The organism is Micromonospora sp. L31 (assembly GCF_052068075.1).
In the GTDB taxonomy this organism is placed as follows: domain Bacteria; phylum Actinomycetota; class Actinomycetes; order Mycobacteriales; family Micromonosporaceae; genus Micromonospora; species Micromonospora purpureochromogenes.
The window spans coordinates 209,736-225,510 of sequence record NZ_JBQHDC010000003.1; the positions used below are offsets into that span (position 1 = coordinate 209,736).

Annotated in this window: 16 protein-coding genes; 5 read left to right on the forward strand and 11 right to left on the reverse strand. The window is 74.0% G+C overall.

From position 1 onward, the window contains the following. Nucleotides 1-88 precede the first annotated feature (88 nt). Together ACTMS9_RS10580 and ACTMS9_RS10585 are read right to left on the reverse strand one after the other, a co-directional pair. The gene (locus ACTMS9_RS10580) at nucleotides 89-634 is read right to left on the reverse strand and encodes a TIGR00730 family Rossman fold protein (protein WP_441142458.1); all 546 of its coding nucleotides are present in this window, start codon (nucleotides 632-634) and stop codon (nucleotides 89-91) included. 3 nt (nucleotides 635-637) lie between these two features. Then, nucleotides 638-1,537, reverse strand: coding sequence for a TIGR00730 family Rossman fold protein (locus tag ACTMS9_RS10585; protein ID WP_441142457.1), 900 nt, complete (start codon nucleotides 1,535-1,537; stop codon nucleotides 638-640). Nucleotides 1,538-1,692: 155 nt separating this feature from the next. Between ACTMS9_RS10585 and ACTMS9_RS10590 the strand changes: the two genes are divergently transcribed. After that, entirely contained in the window at nucleotides 1,693-1,851 is a 159-nt protein-coding gene (locus ACTMS9_RS10590) for a hypothetical protein (protein ID WP_441142456.1), read from the forward strand. Nucleotides 1,852-2,033: 182 nt separating this feature from the next. Here the strand turns inward: ACTMS9_RS10590 and dapE are convergent, their stop codons facing one another. Further along, entirely contained in the window at nucleotides 2,034-3,107 is a 1,074-nt protein-coding gene (gene dapE, locus ACTMS9_RS10595; protein ID WP_441142455.1) for a succinyl-diaminopimelate desuccinylase, read from the reverse strand. Between the two features lie 80 nt (nucleotides 3,108-3,187). Between dapE and dapD the strand changes: the two genes are divergently transcribed. Further along, nucleotides 3,188-4,147 carry a 2,3,4,5-tetrahydropyridine-2,6-dicarboxylate N-succinyltransferase gene (gene dapD, locus ACTMS9_RS10600; protein ID WP_441142454.1) on the forward strand — a complete coding sequence of 320 codons (960 nt, stop codon included), beginning with the start codon at nucleotides 3,188-3,190 and terminating at the stop codon, nucleotides 4,145-4,147. Nucleotides 4,148-4,231: 84 nt separating this feature from the next. On the opposite strand, the gene ACTMS9_RS10605 is transcribed toward dapD, so the two are convergent. After that, a complete protein-coding gene (locus tag ACTMS9_RS10605) occupies nucleotides 4,232-7,621 on the reverse strand; it encodes a S8 family serine peptidase (protein WP_441164804.1) in 3,390 nt (1,129 codons plus the stop codon). Nucleotides 7,622-7,734: 113 nt separating this feature from the next. Here ACTMS9_RS10605 and ACTMS9_RS10610 point away from each other — a divergent pair, with 113 nt between their 5' ends. Then, nucleotides 7,735-8,292 (forward strand): sugar O-acetyltransferase, encoded by a 558-nt coding sequence (locus ACTMS9_RS10610; RefSeq protein ID WP_441142452.1) that lies wholly within the window; start codon nucleotides 7,735-7,737, stop codon nucleotides 8,290-8,292. A gap of 345 nt (nucleotides 8,293-8,637) precedes the next feature. On the opposite strand, the gene ACTMS9_RS10615 is transcribed toward ACTMS9_RS10610, so the two are convergent. The 5 genes from ACTMS9_RS10615 to fdxA are packed head-to-tail and all read right to left on the reverse strand — an operon-like array spanning nucleotide 8,638 to nucleotide 12,423. Next, complete coding sequence (locus tag ACTMS9_RS10615; protein ID WP_441164805.1) at nucleotides 8,638-9,285, reverse strand: nucleoside/nucleotide kinase family protein; 648 nt, start codon at nucleotides 9,283-9,285, stop codon at nucleotides 8,638-8,640. Beyond that, entirely contained in the window at nucleotides 9,285-9,926 is a 642-nt protein-coding gene (locus tag ACTMS9_RS10620; protein ID WP_441142450.1) for an SIMPL domain-containing protein, read from the reverse strand. Before ACTMS9_RS10620 ends, ACTMS9_RS10615 begins: the two co-directional genes overlap by 1 nt. Before the next feature lie 4 nt (nucleotides 9,927-9,930). After that, on the reverse strand, nucleotides 9,931-10,977 hold the full coding sequence (locus ACTMS9_RS10625; protein WP_441142449.1) for a prephenate dehydrogenase: 1,047 nt from the start codon (nucleotides 10,975-10,977) through the stop codon (nucleotides 9,931-9,933). A 7-nt stretch (nucleotides 10,978-10,984) separates the two neighbouring features. Then, nucleotides 10,985-12,100: a succinyldiaminopimelate transaminase gene (gene dapC / locus ACTMS9_RS10630; RefSeq protein ID WP_441164971.1), complete on the reverse strand. Its 1,116-nt coding sequence runs from the start codon at nucleotides 12,098-12,100 to the stop codon at nucleotides 10,985-10,987. Beyond that, on the reverse strand, nucleotides 12,097-12,423 hold the full coding sequence (fdxA, locus tag ACTMS9_RS10635) for a ferredoxin (protein ID WP_007464872.1): 327 nt from the start codon (nucleotides 12,421-12,423) through the stop codon (nucleotides 12,097-12,099). Before fdxA ends, dapC begins: the two co-directional genes overlap by 4 nt. 79 nt (nucleotides 12,424-12,502) lie before the next feature. Here fdxA and ACTMS9_RS10640 point away from each other — a divergent pair, with 79 nt between their 5' ends. Further along, a complete protein-coding gene (locus ACTMS9_RS10640) occupies nucleotides 12,503-13,462 on the forward strand; it encodes a GNAT family N-acetyltransferase (protein ID WP_441142448.1) in 960 nt (319 codons plus the stop codon). Nucleotides 13,463-13,569: 107 nt separating this feature from the next. Continuing rightward, a complete protein-coding gene (locus ACTMS9_RS10645) occupies nucleotides 13,570-14,496 on the forward strand; it encodes a hypothetical protein (protein ID WP_441164807.1) in 927 nt (308 codons plus the stop codon). A 278-nt stretch (nucleotides 14,497-14,774) separates the two neighbouring features. Here the strand turns inward: ACTMS9_RS10645 and ACTMS9_RS10650 are convergent, their stop codons facing one another. Further along, nucleotides 14,775-15,239, reverse strand: a complete 465-nt coding sequence (locus tag ACTMS9_RS10650; protein ID WP_441142446.1) for a hypothetical protein — start codon at nucleotides 15,237-15,239, stop codon at nucleotides 14,775-14,777. Nucleotides 15,240-15,320: 81 nt separating this feature from the next. Next, nucleotides 15,321-15,758, reverse strand: coding sequence for a hypothetical protein (locus ACTMS9_RS10655; RefSeq protein WP_441142637.1), 438 nt, complete (start codon nucleotides 15,756-15,758; stop codon nucleotides 15,321-15,323). Nucleotides 15,759-15,775: the final 17 nt, after the last annotated feature.

Consider the following 15,775-nt stretch of genomic DNA (forward strand, 5'->3'; position numbering starts at 1 on the left):
CCGCCGGACATTTGTCGATCATGAAGTTGTCGCCACGACACGCCGGCATCGAGGGCAACAACTTCATGATCAACGGGCGGACCCGGGATCAGGTGAGGTGGGATTCGAGGAGGTCGAGGGCGGCGGGGACGGTGTCGGCGACCAGGAGGAGGCCCAGGCCGGCGGGCTTGAGGAAGGTCTGGTCGGCGAGGGTGGCGAGCCAGTCCAGCAGCGGACGGTAGAAGCCGTCGATGTCGACCAGCACCATCGGCTTGGCGTGCAGGGCCAGCGTGGCGGTGGTCCAGACCTCGAAGAGCTCGTCCAGGGTGCCCAACCCGCCCGGCAGGGTGAGGAAGGCGTCCGACTTGTCGACCATCAGCGTCTTGCGGCTGGCCATGCCATCGGTGACCAGCAGCTCGTCGGAGGCCAGGTCGGCGACCTCCAGGTCGACCAGCGCCTGCGGGATCACCCCGACGGTGCGCCCGCCGGCCGCCCGCGCGCCGTCGGCCAGGGCACCCATCATCCCGACGCAGCCACCGCCGCTGACCAGGGTGTGTCCGCGCCGGGCGAGCTCCGCGCCCGTCTCGGCCGCCAACTCCAGCCAGCGCCGGTCGAGGGTACGGGAGGAGGCGCAGAAGACGCAGATCGCCGCCACGGCTCAGCCCTTCCGGCCCGCGCCCGACCCGGTCGGGCCGGCCGGCCCGCCGCCCTGTTCGCGGCTGCCCGCGCTGTCCGCGGCGGCCTGCTGGTCGGCGGCGGTCCGCGCGACGGCCTCCTCGCGTACGGCCTCCTGCTCGACGGAGAGGGCGGCCTCCGCCTCGACGATGTGCCGGACCGCGGCGTCCACGTCGTCGGTGAGGCAGATCAGGTCCAGGTCGACCGGCCCGATCTTGCCCTCGGCGGCCATGCTGTCCCGCAGCCAGTCCAGCAGCCCCCGCCAGTACGCGGTGCCCATCAGCACCACCGGGAACCGGGTGACCTTGCCGGTCTGCACCAGGGTGAGCGCCTCGAAGAGCTCGTCCATGGTGCCGAAGCCGCCGGGCAGCACCACGAACGCCTGGGCGTACTTGACGAACATGGTCTTGCGGGCGAAGAAGTACCGGAAGTCGATGGCCAGGTCGACCCAGTCGTTGAGCCCCTGCTCGAAGGGGAGTTCGATGCCGAGTCCGACGGAGAGTCCACCGGCGTCGCTGGCCCCCCGGTTCGCCGCCTCCATCACGCCCGGCCCGCCACCGGTGATCACGGCGTAGCCGGCGCGGGCCAGGGCGGCCCCGAGCTCCCGGGCCAGCCCGTACTCGGGGCTGTCCAGGGTGCTGCGGGCGGAGCCGAAGACGCTGACGGCGGGCGGCAGGTCGGCCAGGGTGTCGAAGCCCTCCACGAACTCGGAGAGGATCCGCAGCGCGCGCCAGGCGTCCTTGGTCTTCCAGTCGCCCCGGCCCCGGGAGTCGAGCAGCCGCTGGTCGGCGGTGCTGGTCGGGATCGCGCCGCGGCGCAGCGTGACCGCGCCCCGGTGCCGCTCCGGATCGCGGCCCGGCTGCCGCCCGTTGCTCTGGCTCATGGGAGCAACCGTAATGGAGCGGCACCGGCCGGGTGCGGTGCCAGGCGAGCCGGAGAAAAAGTTCGCGATCTTGGGCAACTAATTCTGTCGCCCGTACGTCTTACTATTCACATACCGGGTATGCCCCGGCGCGCGCCTTCGGGGGAGGAGCAAGCGTGATCAACAACAACGAGCGGATGCGGATCCGCCGGCAGATGCAGCGGCGCATCCGGGACGTGGTGGCCGAGCGCCGCCGTGCCCGACAGTTGGAGTCCCCGGCGGCACCGACCGCCGACCCCGAGACCACCGACTCCCCTGCCCTCACCACCGCCTGACCACCCACCGCACTCCGCACCCACTGCCGAGGCCCGGGCGCGCCTCGCCGGCCCGGGCCGCCCGGTGCTTGGTGGCGATCAAGAGGTTTGCGTCACCTGAAGGGCCTCTTTAGACGCAAACCTCTTGATCACCGAGGCGAGCGGACCGGGAGCGCGGGCCGAGCCGGACGAGAAGCGCGGGGTCAGGCGGAGGCGAGCCAGCGGTGCAGGGTGGCGGCGCCGTCGCGGATCTTGGTGATCTCGACGTGCTCGTCCTTGTGGTGGGCCAGGTTGGGGTCGCCGGGGCCGAAGTTCAGCGCCGGGATGCCCATCGCCGCGAACCGCGCCACGTCCGTCCAGCCCAGCTTGCCGATCGGCGCGGCGCCGACGGCGGCGAGGAATTCCTGCGCCGCGGGCGACTCCAGGCCGGGGGCCGCGCCCGCCGCCGCGTCGGTCACCGTCAGGTCGAAGCCAGCGAAGACCTCCCGCAGGTGCGCCTCGGCGGCGGCCGGGTCACGGTCCGGGGCGTACCGGTAGTTGATCTCGATCTCGCAGCGGTCCGGGACGACGTTGCCGGCCACCCCGCCGGCGATCCGCACCGCGTTCAGTCCCTCGCGGTAGTCGCAGCCGTCGATGGTGACCCGTCGGGCCTCGTAGCCGCCCAGCCGGCGCAGCACCTCGCCCGCGCCGTGGATGGCGTTCACCCCGTGCCAGGACCGGGCGGCGTGGGCGCGCTCGCCGTACGTGGTGACGACCGCCCGCATGGTGCCCTGGCAGCCGGCCTCGACGATCCCGTACGTCGGCTCCAGCAGCACCGCGAAGTCGGCCTCCAGCCACTCCGGGTGCGCCTGCCCGACCAGGGTGAGCCCGTTGTACCTCGACTCGATCTCCTCGGCCTCGTAGAAGAAGTACGTGACGTCGTAGCGCGGGTCGGGCAGGGTCACCGCCAGGTGCAGCGCGAACGCCACCCCGGACTTCATGTCCGAGGTGCCGCAGCCGTACATCAGGTCGCCGCGCATCGTCGACGGGAAGTTGTCGTTCAGCGGCACCGTGTCCAGGTGGCCGGCGAGCACCACCCGGGACGCCCGGCCCAGGTCGGTACGGGCCATCACCGTGTTGTTGTGTCGGAACGTGGCCAGGTGCGGCACGCCCCGCAGCACCTCCTCGACGCAGTCGGCGATCGCCTTCTCGTTGAGGGAGACGGACTCTATGTCGACCAGGGCACGGGTCAGGGCCACCGGATCAGCCAAGACCTCGGGGGTCAGCGGGTTCTCCATGCTGGGCACGGTACCGTCAAATTCGGTGCACGCGGGCAGTGAGCCCGCGTGCCCCGCAGCCGCGAACGAGAGGTGTAACAGTGACGTCCGCAGTACCCGCCTGGGGCATCGGCCTGGCCACCGTCACCGCTGACGACCAGGTGCTCGACACCTGGTACCCGACCGGCAAGCTCGGACTCGGCGAGCTGCCGCTGGTCCCCGGCGAGGACCAGGGCGACGTGCTCGACCTGCCGCCGGGCGCGATCGGGGAGCGGGCGCTGCCGGGTCTGCGTACCGTCGAGGTCACCACCGTGCTCGGCTCGCTGGACGACCCGATCAAGGACGCCGCCGACGCGTACCTCCGGTTGCACCTGCTCTCCCACCGCCTGGTGCGGCCCAACGAGGTCAACCTGGACGGCATCTTCGGCAAGCTGGCGAACGTGGCCTGGACGTCCGCCGGGCCGTGCCCGCCGGAGCGGGTCGACGAGCTGCGGGTGATCGAGCGGGCTGCCGGCCGGTACCTGGCGGTGTACGGAGTGGACAAGTTCCCCCGGATGACCGACTACGTGGTCCCCTCCGGGGTCCGGATCGCCGACGCGGACCGGGTCCGGCTCGGCGCGCACCTGGCCGCCGGCACCACCGTGATGCACGAGGGCTTCGTCAACTTCAACGCCGGCACGCTGGGCACCTCGATGGTCGAGGGGCGGATCGTGCAGGGCGTGCTGGTCGGTGACGGCTCCGACATCGGCGGCGGGGCGTCGATCATGGGCACCCTCTCCGGCGGCGGCAAAGAGAAGGTCAGCATCGGCGAGCGGAGCCTGATCGGCGCGAACGCCGGCGTCGGCATCTCGCTCGGCGACGACTGCGTGGTCGAGGCGGGCTGCTACATCACCGCCGCGTCGAAGATCACCCTGCCGGACGGGCGGGTGGTCAAGGCCCGCGAGCTCTCCGGCGTGGACGGCCTCCTCTTCTGGCGCAACTCCGTCACCGGCGCGCTGGAGGCGAAGCAGCGCACCGGCAAGGGCATCGAGCTGAACGCCGCCCTGCACGCCAACGACTGACGGACCGGTCGGGGCCGGGGCGAACCGCCCCGACCCCGACCGGCGTCCCGGCCCACGGCGGTGAGACCGCGGGCCCGGCGTCGCTCACCGCAGGCGGTACGCCTGGACGATCCGCTCGGTCACCGTGTTGCCGGCGGTGTCCCGGGCGGTGGCCCGCAGGGACACGTGACCGGGGCCGGCCGGGTGCCGCAGCAGCGCGACCCAGCCCTTCCCGGGCACCCGCAGTACGGCGGCCTTGCGCCAGGTCTTCCCGCCGTCGTACGAGGCGTCGACGGTCAGCTTCTCCACCCCGGCGGCCGGCGCCCCGGGCTGCCGCTGCACCTGCACCGGCACGGCGAAGAGGCGGCCGGCCGGCGCGCTGTTGTCGACCCGCAGCGGCGGGGCGAAGCGCACCGCCATCAGCGGCAGCCGGGCCGGGGTGTCACCGGCGACGTGACCGGACCGGAAGGTCCACGTCGACTCCACCTCGGTGCTCAGGTCGGTGAAGCTCCGGGTGGCCGACACCGTCAGCTTGTAGTCGGCCGCCGCGGGCGGCACGGTGAACTCGCCGTAGCCGGCGTACTCGCTCTCGCCGACCAGCTTCCCGTTGCGCCACAGGGCGGTCCGGGCGGTGTCGGTGACCGACCCGCCGGGGTGCCCGGCGGCGTCGCTGTGCACCGGCAGGCCGACGAAGATGAGGTCACCGGTACGGCTGACGCTCTCCTCCGGCCAGCGCGGGGCCGGGAACGACGGCCCGTACGGAGCCTGGTTCCAGGTCTCGTGGACCGTCCGCCCCGCCTTGTACGCGGTCGGCACAGAGAACAGCGCCGCCTTCGGGTCCAGCCAGCCCTCCTCGTCGACCACCCCGAAGTCGATCTCGGACTCCCAGCGCACGCCCCTGGTGTTGTAGTGCTCCACCCGCTCACCGGGCACCTCGGTCGGCAGGATGATCGCCGAGGCACCGGTGTTGTACTCCAGCTCCGGCATGACGAACCGCTCGGCGACCATCCCCGGGTAGCCGCCCCGGAACCGGTGCACCACGGTGGCCAGGTCACCGGCCCGGTAGTGCCGGACGAAACCGGTCGGCATCCGGCCGGGGACCGCCTCGCTCAGCGCGTACAGGTAGGGGCTGCTGGCGGCCTCCCGGTCGGCCCACTGGCTGCTGACCGTCGAGACGAACCGGTCCGCGGAGACCGGGCTGCCGAGCTGGGCGGTGGTCAGGCCGGCGAAGCTGTCGGCCCAGAGCCCGAAGCCGTAGCTGCTGCCATCGTCGCCGAAAAAGACCGCGCTGACGTCGATCAGCAGCGGCGTCGCGTCCCGCTTCGGGATCGTGGTCAGGACCGGCTTGCCCCGCCGGGCGTCCACGGTGACCGAGAGGTCCCGGTCGACGGTCAGCTCGGGCTGGGCCAGCATGGTGAGCCCGCCGGCTTCGCCCTCGGGGGCGGGCTCGAAGATGAGCGTGCTCAGGCCGTAGCGCCCCTTGGGCAGCCGGACCTGGGCCACTCCGTCGGGGTCGTAGGCGTCCCGGACGTCGAAGCGGTCCAGGCTGGCCAGGCTGGTGTAGTAGTCCGCCGTCGTCGCGCCGGACCGGTCCAGGTGGGTCAGCGTCAGGGTGTAGCTCTCCACCTCCCGGTTCACCGCCACCGGGGTCACCGCGACGGTGGCGCCGAAGCGGGCGACGACCCGGCCGGTCCAGTAGCCGTCGGCGGCCCCGAGCCGGGTGTCGGCGGTGACGGTGGTCTCCGCCCGACCGCCCGCGGGCACGGTCACCCGGGTCGCGCCGAGGCGGAACATCCCGGCCGGCGCCGGCTGGCCGCCCGGACCGGTGATCTCGGTGCTCAGGTCGAGCGTGACGGCGGTCGGGCCGGCGTTGCGCCAGGCCACCGTGCGGGTGATCGGCGCGTCGTCGCCGTGCGGCCAGAGCGCACGGCCGAAGGAGACGCTCACCGGGTCACTGGTCACCTGCTGGCCGATCGCGCGGGTCAGGTCGACCCGGCCGGCCCCCTGCTCGTACGCGGTCTGCGCCGGGTGCGGCTTCGCGGCGGCCATCAGGGTCGCCTTGAACTGGCCGGCCTTCCAGTCCGGGTGCTGCTGGGCCAGCAGCGCCACCGAGCCGGCCACGTGCGGGGTGGCCATCGAGGTGCCGGAGAGCGCGACGTACCTCTCCCCCACCGGGTCGCCGATGCTGCCGCTGGCGGACCGGGCGGCGACGATGTCGACGCCGGGCGCGGTGATGTCGGGCTTCACCGCGTCGTCGCCCACCCGCGGGCCCCGGCTGGAGAACTCGGCAAGCTGGTCGTCGCGGTCCACCGCGCCGACGGCGAGCGCCGCGTCGGCGCTGGCCGGGGAGCCGACGGAGGCGTCCGACCCGGCGTTGCCGGCGGCGGTGACGAAGAGGGTGCCGGTCTGCGCGGTCAGCGTCTGCACCGCCTCCTCCAGCGGGTCGACCTCGGGGAAGTCCCAGCCGCTGAGGCTCATGTTGACCACGGCGGCCCGCTTGTCGACGGCGGCCCACTGCATCCCGGCCAGGATGGCCGAGTCGGTGCACCCGATGTCCTCGCAGACCTTGCCGTTGAGCAGCGTGGCGTCCGGCGCGACGCCCTTGTACCGGCCGCCGGAGGCGGCGCCGCTGCCCGCGATGGTGGAGGCGACGTGGGTGCCGTGGCCGACCGTGTCCCGGTCGTCGGTGACCTCGGTGAAGTTGCGCGACTCGGCCACCTTGCCGGCCAGGTCGGGGTGGCTCGTGTCGACGCCGGTGTCCAGCACCGCCACGCTGACGCCCTTGCCGGTGAAGCCGGCCGACCAGGCGGTGGGCGCCCCGATCTGGGGCACGCTGTGGTCCAGGGTGACCCGACGTCGGCCGTCGAGCCAGATCCGCTCGACGCCCCCCGCCGCGCCGAGCCGGGTGCCGGTGGAGCCGGTGGTGACCGCCGCCCACACCTGACCGGCGGTGGACTTGCCGGTGGTGAGGGCGGCGCCGCGGATCGCCGGCAGGTCCCGGGTCACCCGGGCGCCGGGCAGCGCGGCCACGCCGCGCCGGGCCTCCCCGGAGGCGTACGACACCAGCAGCGGCAGGTCGTCGCGGCGGGCGTCGTCGTAGCCGGCGGAGATCAGCTCGGTGACGTCGAAGAGTCGGCGGTCGACCCGGCCGGCGCGGATCAGCGCCAGCGCATCCTGGGGCACCACGGTGAGGTGCCCGCGCTCCCGGCGTACCACGAATCGCACATCGCTCCGGCCGGCGGCGGGCCGGACGGCGGCGTCGCCGGAGCCGGTGACGGTGACCCGGTCCCCGGTGACCAGGGTGACGGTGGTCGACCCGCCGGTCGGGGCGGACGGTTTCCCGGCCGGCCGGGACGCCTCGGCGCCCGCCGGTGCGGTCGGTGCGGCGGCCGATGCGGTGGCCGGGGCGCCGAGCGCCAGGCCGAGCACCAGCCCGAGCGCGACGGTCTTCCTTCTGGTTCTGTGCAACGGATCCTCCTCGGGAAGCGTCTTCATAGACGGGAGTCGCATTGACGGGGACCAGAATTACATACCGGGTATGCACAAGGAAAGTCCGGAATATGACGGTCCCCGCCCCTGGCGGGGACCCGGCCAGCGATGATCGCCCGGTGACGTCCATGCGGGAACGAATGCTGGCCGGCGAGCCCTACATCGCCAACGAGCCCGAGATCATCGCCGACCTCGACCGCGCCGCCCAGCTGATGGAGCGCGTCAACACCACCGCCGCCACCGACCCGCAGGGCCGCCTGGCCGCGCTGCGCGAGCTGCTCGGCTCGCTCGGCGAGGGCACCTGGATCCGTCCACCCTTCTACTGCGACTACGGCTGGCAGATCCACCTCGGCCCGCGCTGCTTCGTGAACTTCAACGCGGTCTTCCTCGACGTCGCCCGGATCACCATCGGCGCCGACGTCCAGATCGGACCCAACGTGCAGCTGCTCACCCCCACCCACCCGATCGAGCCGGGTCCGCGCCGGGAGAAGTGGGAGGCGGCGAAGCGGATCACCATCGGCGACAACGTCTGGCTCGGCGGCGGGGCCATCGTGCTCGCCGGGGTGACCGTCGGCGCGAACACCGTGGTCGGCGCCGGCGCCGTCGTGACCAAGGATCTGCCACCGAACGTGGTCGCCGTCGGCAATCCCGCCCGCCCGGTGCGCACCCTCGAATAACCCGGTTGACCTGCTAAAACAGCAGACGTGCGGGTGGCCGGAACCGGGCACCAGGGTGCACTCTGGGTAGTGAGCGCGACACCAGGGGGCACGGATGGGCGATCGGGTGCTCGAACTACGGGTGCACGGGGTGTCCAACACTCCGCCCGACCAGCTCCTCGGGCTGCGGCCCGAACCCGCCGAGGCCGGCCCGCAACCCGCCCGGTCGTCGACCCGGAGGCGCTGCACCCCAGCGGCGGCGAGGTCGCCGACCCGCCCATCCGCAACCACAGCGGATACCCGGAGGCGGTGGAGTTCCAGCGGGAACGAGCCCTGGTCGCCCGGCTGCTGCGGCGCGGTGTCCCGTCACCCCGGCGGGGGGTCGGTTAGGCGTACCACCAGGTCGGCGTAGTTCGCGGTGTTGCGGACCAGGGCGGCGTTGGTCTCGTCGCTGCCGTACGCCCAGGCCGCCGCCTGCTCCGGCGTCCGCCCGTACGCCTCGTGCCGGGCGACGAGCCGGCGCAGCCGCGACTCCGCGTCCAGGTCGACGAACCACGCCTCGTGCAGCAGCGCCCGCACGTCGTCCCACGGCGGGTCGCTGAGCAGCAGGTAGTTGCCCTCGGTCACCACCAGCCGGACCGAGGGCGGCACCTCGATCGCCCCGGCCACCGGCTCCTCCAGATCCCGCCGGAACAGCGGCGCGTAGACCGCGGTCGGCTCCAGCCGTCGCAGTCGGCGCAGCAGCGAGACGTACCCGTTGGCGTCGAAGGTGTCCACCGCGCCCTTGCGGGCGGCGCGGCCCAGCCGCTCCAACTCGGCCTGGGCCAGGTGGAAGCCGTCCATCGGCACCAGCCGGGCGTTCGGGCCGATCGCCGCGACGATCCGCTCGGCGAGAGTGGACTTGCCCGCCCCGGGCGCCCCGGCGATGCCGAGCAACTGCCGGGGCCCCGCCTCGGCCAGGGCACGAGCCCGGGCCACCAGGTCGTCGAGCGGGAGCGGGGTGGCCTCGGGCATCAGGGCAGCACCGGGTCGCTGACCGTGAACCGGGCCCGCACCACGGCGTGCACGGTCTGCAGCTGCGGGTCGAGTTCCAGCTCCGGCGGCGCGCCCGTCTCCATGCGGTGGGAGAACGCCGCGCCGGCCATCGGGGCGAACCCCTCCTCCGCGTCGGCCAGCTCCAGCAGGGCGGTGACCCGGGCGCCCAACGCCTCGGCGTACTCCCGGGCCCGATGCAGCGCGTCGGCGATGGCGGCGTGCCGGGCCTCCCGGTGGGCCGGGCTGTCCGGCCGCAGCGACCACCAGGGGCCGGCCACCTCGACCTGCTCCTGGTCGGCCAGGCGGAGCATCAGTTCGGCGAGGACGGCGAAGTCGGTGACGGTGACGCTGGTGGTGACACTGCCGTGGTAGCCGACCACTCGCTCGCCGGAGCGGTTGGTCTCGGGGCGTACCCGCAGGTCGCCGGCCTCCCGGCGGTCGAGGGCGGCGGCGTGCTCGTCGAGCAGCACCCGCACCGCGGCGGCCCGCTCGGCGAGCCGGGTCAGGGTGACCTCCCGGTCCCGCTCGCGGGCCGTCGCGGTCACCTGGAAGCGGGCCAGCTCGGGCGCGACCTCCCGGTACGCCTCACCGCGTACCGCCACGACCGGTCCGTCCGTCACGCCCTCACCCTAGCGGCGGGCCCGGTGCGCCGTCCGGTTCCACGGCCAACCGACGGGCCAGGTACTCGACCTGGTCGCCGGTCGTCCGGCACCCGTCGAGGTACCCGCCGGCCGCGCCCAGTTCGAGCAGGAAGCGCAGCTCCGCGTCCCCGCTGCCGGCCAGCGGGAAGGCCCGACGCAGCTCGACCGTCGCGCGGCCGGCCAGCGCGGCCCGGGCGTCGCGGCCCTCGCCGTGTCGGGCGGTGAGCGCGGCCCGGTCGTCGTCACGCAGCGCGGCCGCCAGTTCGTCCAGGAAGGAGGTGACCGAGGTCAGCGCGGCCAGCACCGCCGCCCGGTTGGCGAGCAGCATGTTCGCCGTCCGCTCCGGTGGCGTGCCGGCGACCCGGGTGCCGTCGCGGAAGCTGCCGGCGGCGAGGCCGAGGACGGCGTCGCGCAGCGGGGAGCGCTCGGCCGCGCCGGCGAGGGCGCCGGCGAGCAGGTGCGGCACGTGCGAGGCGAGCGCGACGACCGAGTCGTGCCGATCGGCCGCCATCGGCACCACCCGGGCGGCGAACACCTCCATCACCAGCACGGTGAGCCGGCGGAAGGCGGCCAGGCCGGGACCGGGCGCGGGGCAGAGCACCCAGGCCGCGTCGTCGAAGAGCCCCGGCACCGCAGCGGTCAGGCCGGCCCGGTCGGTGCCCGCCATCGGGTGGCCGGGGACGAAGCGGTGGGTCAGCCCCTGCGCGGCGGCGAACGCGGCCAGCTCCGCCTTGGTGCTCCCGACGTCGGTGAGCAGGCAGTCCTCGGCGGTCACCGCGGCCACCTCGACCAGGGTCCGCGGCAGGGTGGGCAGCGGCCCGCAGAGGAAGACCACGTCCCGGTCGGCCACCGCGTCGACCAGACGCTCCGGTGCCGGTACGCCGGCCCGCCGGGCCTGCCGCCGGGTCGCCTCGTCCGGGTCCCAGCCGGCCACGTCCAGCCCGGCCGCGTGCAGCCGGAGCAGCACCGAACCGCCGATCAGCCCGGTGCCGACCACCGCCGCCCGGACCACCCCGCCGGCCCCGCCCATCGGCGCGTCAGGCCCGTGCGAGCCGCGCGGCGACCGCCGCGACGTGCGCGTCGGACTCGGTCAGCGCGGCCCGGACGTGCTGCGCCCCGCCGGGGCCGTAGAAGACGCCGGCGGCGACCAGGATGCCCCGGCGGGCCAGCCAGTCCACCGTTGCCCAGCAGTCCTCGCCCCGGGTCATCCACAGGTAGAGCCCGGCCTCCGAGTGCTCCACGGTGAAGCCCGCCCCGGTGAACGCGGCGAGCAGCGTCTCCCGCCGGGCCCGGTAGCGTTCCCGCTGCTCGTCGGCGTGCGCCTGGTCGGAGAGCGCGGCCACCATGGCGGCCTGCACCGGCGCGGGCACGATCATGCCGGCGTGCTTGCGGATCTTGAGCAGCTCGGCCACCAGCGCCGGGTCGCCGGCGACGAAACCGGCCCGGTAGCCGGCCAGGTTGGAGCGCTTGGAGAGCGAGTGCACCGCCAGCACCGAGTCGTACGACCCGCCGCAGACCTCGGGCGAGAGCACCGAGACCGGCTCGGCGTCGGCCGTCCAGCCCAGCGGCAGGTAGCACTCGTCGCTGGCCACCACGGCGCCCCGCTCGCGGGCCCAGTCGACCACCTTGCGCAGGTGGGCGGTGGGCAGCACCCGACCGGTCGGGTTGCCGGGCGAGTTGACCCAGACCAGGCGTACCCGGGAGGTCGGGCCGACCGCGGTCAGCGAGTCGGCGCGGACGGTGGTGGCGCCGGCGAGCCGGGCCCCGTCCTCGTACGTCGGGTAGGCGATCGACGGCACCACGACCACGTCACCGGGGCCGATCCCGAGCAGGGTGGGCAGCCAGGCGACCAGTTCCTTGGAGCCGATCGTGGGCAGGACGCCGAGCCCGTCGACCCCGGCCCCGCAGGTGCGGGCCACCCAGCCGGCGATGGCGTCGCGCAGCGCCGGGGTGCCCGCGGTCAGCGGGTATCCCGGGGCATCGGACGCGTCCGCCAGCGCCTGCCGGATCACCGGGGGCACCGGGTCGACCGGCGTGCCCATCGAGAGGTTGATCAGACCGTCCGGGTGCGCCGCGGCCACGGTGGCCGCGGCGTCCAGGGTGTCCCAGGTGAACTCGGGCAGCCGCGACGAGACCGGCGCGGGCCGGTTCAGTGGCCCTCTCCGCGCGGCGGCTGGGCGGCGACGAACGTCGCGTCCTTCTCCACCTTGCCGATCTTCGACGCGCCACCCGGCGAGCCGAGGTCCTCGAAGAACTCGTAGTTGGCCCCGGTGTAGTCCTTCCACTGCTCCGGGACGTCGTCTTCGTAGAAGATCGCTTCGACCGGGCAGACCGGCTCACAGGCACCACAGTCGACGCACTCGTCGGGGTGGATGTAGAGCATCCGATTGCCCTCGTAAATGCAGTCGACCGGGCACTCCTCGATGCATGCCTTGTCGAGCACATCCACGCACGGCTCGGCGATGATGTAGGTCACCGGTCTTCTCCTCCGCAAGACTCGCCGCGATCACCCGCGACGCTAAGAGCCTAGTATCTCGCCGGGGAGGAGGTCGATCGTGCTCCGACAGCAGGACGTGGGCCACCGGATCGTGGTGCGCCGCATTGTGGGGATTCGCGAGGGCCGCCCCCTCTTCTCGGACGCTCTCGGCGAGCTGGTCGAGCTGACCGAGACCCATCTCACTCTCGCCACCAGGCAGGGCCGGCTGCGGGTACCGGTGACCGAGGTGCACCGGGCCAAGCGCGTGCCGCCGACCCGCCGGCCGACCGCCTCGGCCGTGATCGAGCTGGAGCTGGCCTCCGACGAGGCGTGGCCCGCCGCCGTCCGGGACCGGCTGGGCGACTGGCTGCTGCGCTCCGCCGCCGGCTGGTCCGGCCGGGCCAACTCCGCGCTGCCGGTGGGCGACCCGGACCGGCCCCTGCCGGCCGCGCTGGACGCGGTGGAGCGCTGGTACGCCGACCAGGGGCAACCGGCCATGGTGAACACCCCGCTCCCGCTGGCCGCGCCGGTCGGCGCGGAGCTGGACGCCCGGGGCTGGGGCAGCCGGCCACCGGTGCTGGTGCAGACCGTCGCCCTCGCCGCGCTGCCGCCGGCCGCGTCGGCCCCGGCCGGCTCACCGCCGGTCGAGCTGGCCGCCGCGCCGTCGGACGACTGGCTCGCGATCGCCGCCGGCCGCAAGGGCGGCCTCCCGGACGCCGCCCGGCACGTGCTCACCGCCGTGGCCCGGGTCCGCTTCGCCCACGTGTACGCCGACGGCACGCTGGTCGCGATCGGCCGGGGCACCGTCACCGGGCGGGGACGCTGGCTCGGGCTCAGCCTGATCGAGGTGGTGCCCGAGGCCCGGCGGCGCGGGCTGGCCGGCCGGGTGGTCCGGGCCCTGGTCGACTGGGGCGTGGCGGAGGGAGCGACGCACGCCTTCCTCCAGGTGGAGCAGCGCAACACCGCCGCGGTGACGCTCTACCGGGGACTGGGGTTCACCACCCACCACACCTACCTGACCCGGGTCGCCCCGGACTGAGCACAGGGACGATTCCCGCAGGTCGTTCGGGGTACCGGAAGAACTGGACGCGGCACGACGCGCGTCGTGACGCCTCCTTCGACCCCGGACCAGGAAGGACCTGCTCGATGGCCACGCGCAGCGGATCGGGACGCGCCAGCGCCTCGACGGCGACGAAGAACGCCCCCGGCAACCAGACTCCGAACACCCCCGACGTCAACGAGAGCGAGATCGCCCGCCTGAAGGTCGACCAGCTCCGCGACCGACTGCGCCGACGCGGCATCACCGGCACCGCCGACATGCGCAAGGACGAACTCGTCGACGCCCTGATCACAGCGCTGCGCGAGGGCCGGAAGACCACCCGCTCCCGCAACACCTCCGGCAGCGGCCCGGCGTCGCGCTCCGACGGCGGCTCGCGGGGGAACTCCCGCGACGGCGGCACCGCCCGCGGCCGGGGCGGGTCGCGCGGCGGCGGTTCGCGCGGGGCGCAGACCGGCGAGCAGCCGGGCAACCAGACCCCGAACACCCCCGACGTCAACGAGAGCGAGATCGCCCGCCTCAAGGTCGACCAGCTCCGCGACCGACTGCGCCGACGCGGCATCACCGGCACCGCCGACATGCGCAAGGACGAACTCGTCGACGCCCTGATCACGGCGCTGCGCGAGGGCCGGAAGACCAACGGCTCGGGCTCCGGCCGCTCGGCCAGCTCGGGCTCCGGCCGCTCGGATTCCGTGCGCTCGGCCGGCTCGGATTCCGGACGCACTGGCTCCGGACGCTCGACGACCGGCGGTAGGTCGGCCACCCCCGACCGCTCCAACCCGCGTCGGCCTCGGCCCGAGTCGCCGGAGGTGGAGCTGGCGGAGGTGGAGCGGCGGGCGGCGGAACTGGCGGACGTGACGCCGCTGGCCGTCGAGGTCGAGGAGGTCGAGCGGCGGGCGGCGGAGCTGGAGGAAGCGGTGTCCGAGTCGACGACGACCGCGCGCCCGAATGCCCGCGTCCCGCAGCCCCGGGCCGGAACGGACACCAGGGACCGGGCCTCCTCCCCCGCCAGCTAGGCGAGCAGCAGGGTCGGGGGCCGTCACCGGCCCTCGACCCGGCCCGGCCCTGCCCGGCTCGGGGCGCGCCCCGTCCGCCGAACCACGGATGCTCCGGACGCGACAGCGCGACCTCCCGCACCGGGGCCGGCCGGAGGACGACACCCGTACGAGCGATATGCCTGAGAGTCATAAATATGCCGCTCAGGCATATCGCTCACACCGACGTTGCCACCGACGCCACGACACGCCGGACCGACGAGTGGGCCGCGCCGATCGGGACCGGAGAACTCGACGCCTCAGCGGCGGACGACCCGGCGCGGCTTGGCAGACTTGATCTCGGCGTACCGCTTGAGCTGCTGTGAGCGGTGGTCGAGGCCGAGCGCGGTGAGCAGCAGGTAGCCGACCGCCACGCCGGCCCCGGCGGCCAGCAGGTAGAGCCAGATCTGGGCGAAGAACAGCCCGGCGCCCCCGCCGAACGGGTTGTTGCCGACCAGCAGCGGCCCGACCAGCACGGTCAGCAGCAGCGCCACCAGCACCGCCGCGCCGACATCGGTGCCCCAGGCGCCCGCCGGACGGGTACGGCCCTGCACGAAGACCACCCCGGCGAGGATCAGCCCGATCACCACGAACATGCCCAGCGAGACCCGGTCGGCGGCGGTGTCGTTCCCGTCGAAGCCGAGCTTGATGATCACCCGAGCCACCACGTTGACCGCGAACAGCGCCCCCGCGAGCACGCCGACCGCGCGCCACCGATTCCCCATCGCACGCCTCCCGCCGTACCGCCCGCCCCACTGGCGAGCCTTCTGGCAGGAATGTCTACCACCACAGGCTGTGCGGCGTCATCACCCGTCGTGACGTCGTTGCGGCGGGCCGAGGATCTGCCGGAACGCCATCACCGCGAAGGTCATCGCCCCGGCGGTGATCATGCCCAGCCCCACCCAGTTGTCGCCGGCGACGAGCAGGTCGCCCTCGGTGGTGCGGACCGCCGCCACGGCCATCAGCACGAACCACGGCAACGCCGGCAGCGCCACCGCCCACTTTCGGCCGACCGTGGCGTACGCGAACCAGCTCACCGCGACCGCCGCGCCGATGGTGACCAGCACCGACACCCCGATCAGGTGACCGCCCACCCGGACGGTGGACAGCAGCAGCCCGAGCAGCGCCACCAGCACCCCGCCGACCACCGAGACCAGCCCGCCGGCGATCCGCAGGGCGACGTCGAGCAGCCGCGTGGACCGGCCCGGGGGCGGCGGTGTGACCTGCTCCTCGACCACCGTCATCGGCGCGGCGGGCAGGG

Excerpts from the sequence above, each read along its gene's own strand:
- ACTMS9_RS10655 (WP_441142637.1), bottom strand. The coding sequence starts at position 15,758 with ATGACGGTGGTCGAGGAGCAGGTCACACCGCCGCCCCCGGGCCGGTCC.
- ACTMS9_RS10625 (WP_441142449.1), bottom strand. The coding sequence starts at position 10,977 with ATGGGCGGGGCCGGCGGGGTGGTCCGGGCGGCGGTGGTCGGCACCGGG.
- ACTMS9_RS10645 (WP_441164807.1), top strand. The coding sequence starts at position 13,570 with ATGGCCACGCGCAGCGGATCGGGACGCGCCAGCGCCTCGACGGCGACG.
- dapE (WP_441142455.1), bottom strand. The coding sequence starts at position 3,107 with ATGGAGAACCCGCTGACCCCCGAGGTCTTGGCTGATCCGGTGGCCCTG.
- ACTMS9_RS10605 (WP_441164804.1), bottom strand. The coding sequence starts at position 7,621 with ATGAAGACGCTTCCCGAGGAGGATCCGTTGCACAGAACCAGAAGGAAG.
- ACTMS9_RS10615 (WP_441164805.1), bottom strand. The coding sequence starts at position 9,285 with ATGCCCGAGGCCACCCCGCTCCCGCTCGACGACCTGGTGGCCCGGGCT.
- ACTMS9_RS10585 (WP_441142457.1), bottom strand. The coding sequence starts at position 1,537 with ATGAGCCAGAGCAACGGGCGGCAGCCGGGCCGCGATCCGGAGCGGCAC.
- ACTMS9_RS10650 (WP_441142446.1), bottom strand. The coding sequence starts at position 15,239 with ATGGGGAATCGGTGGCGCGCGGTCGGCGTGCTCGCGGGGGCGCTGTTC.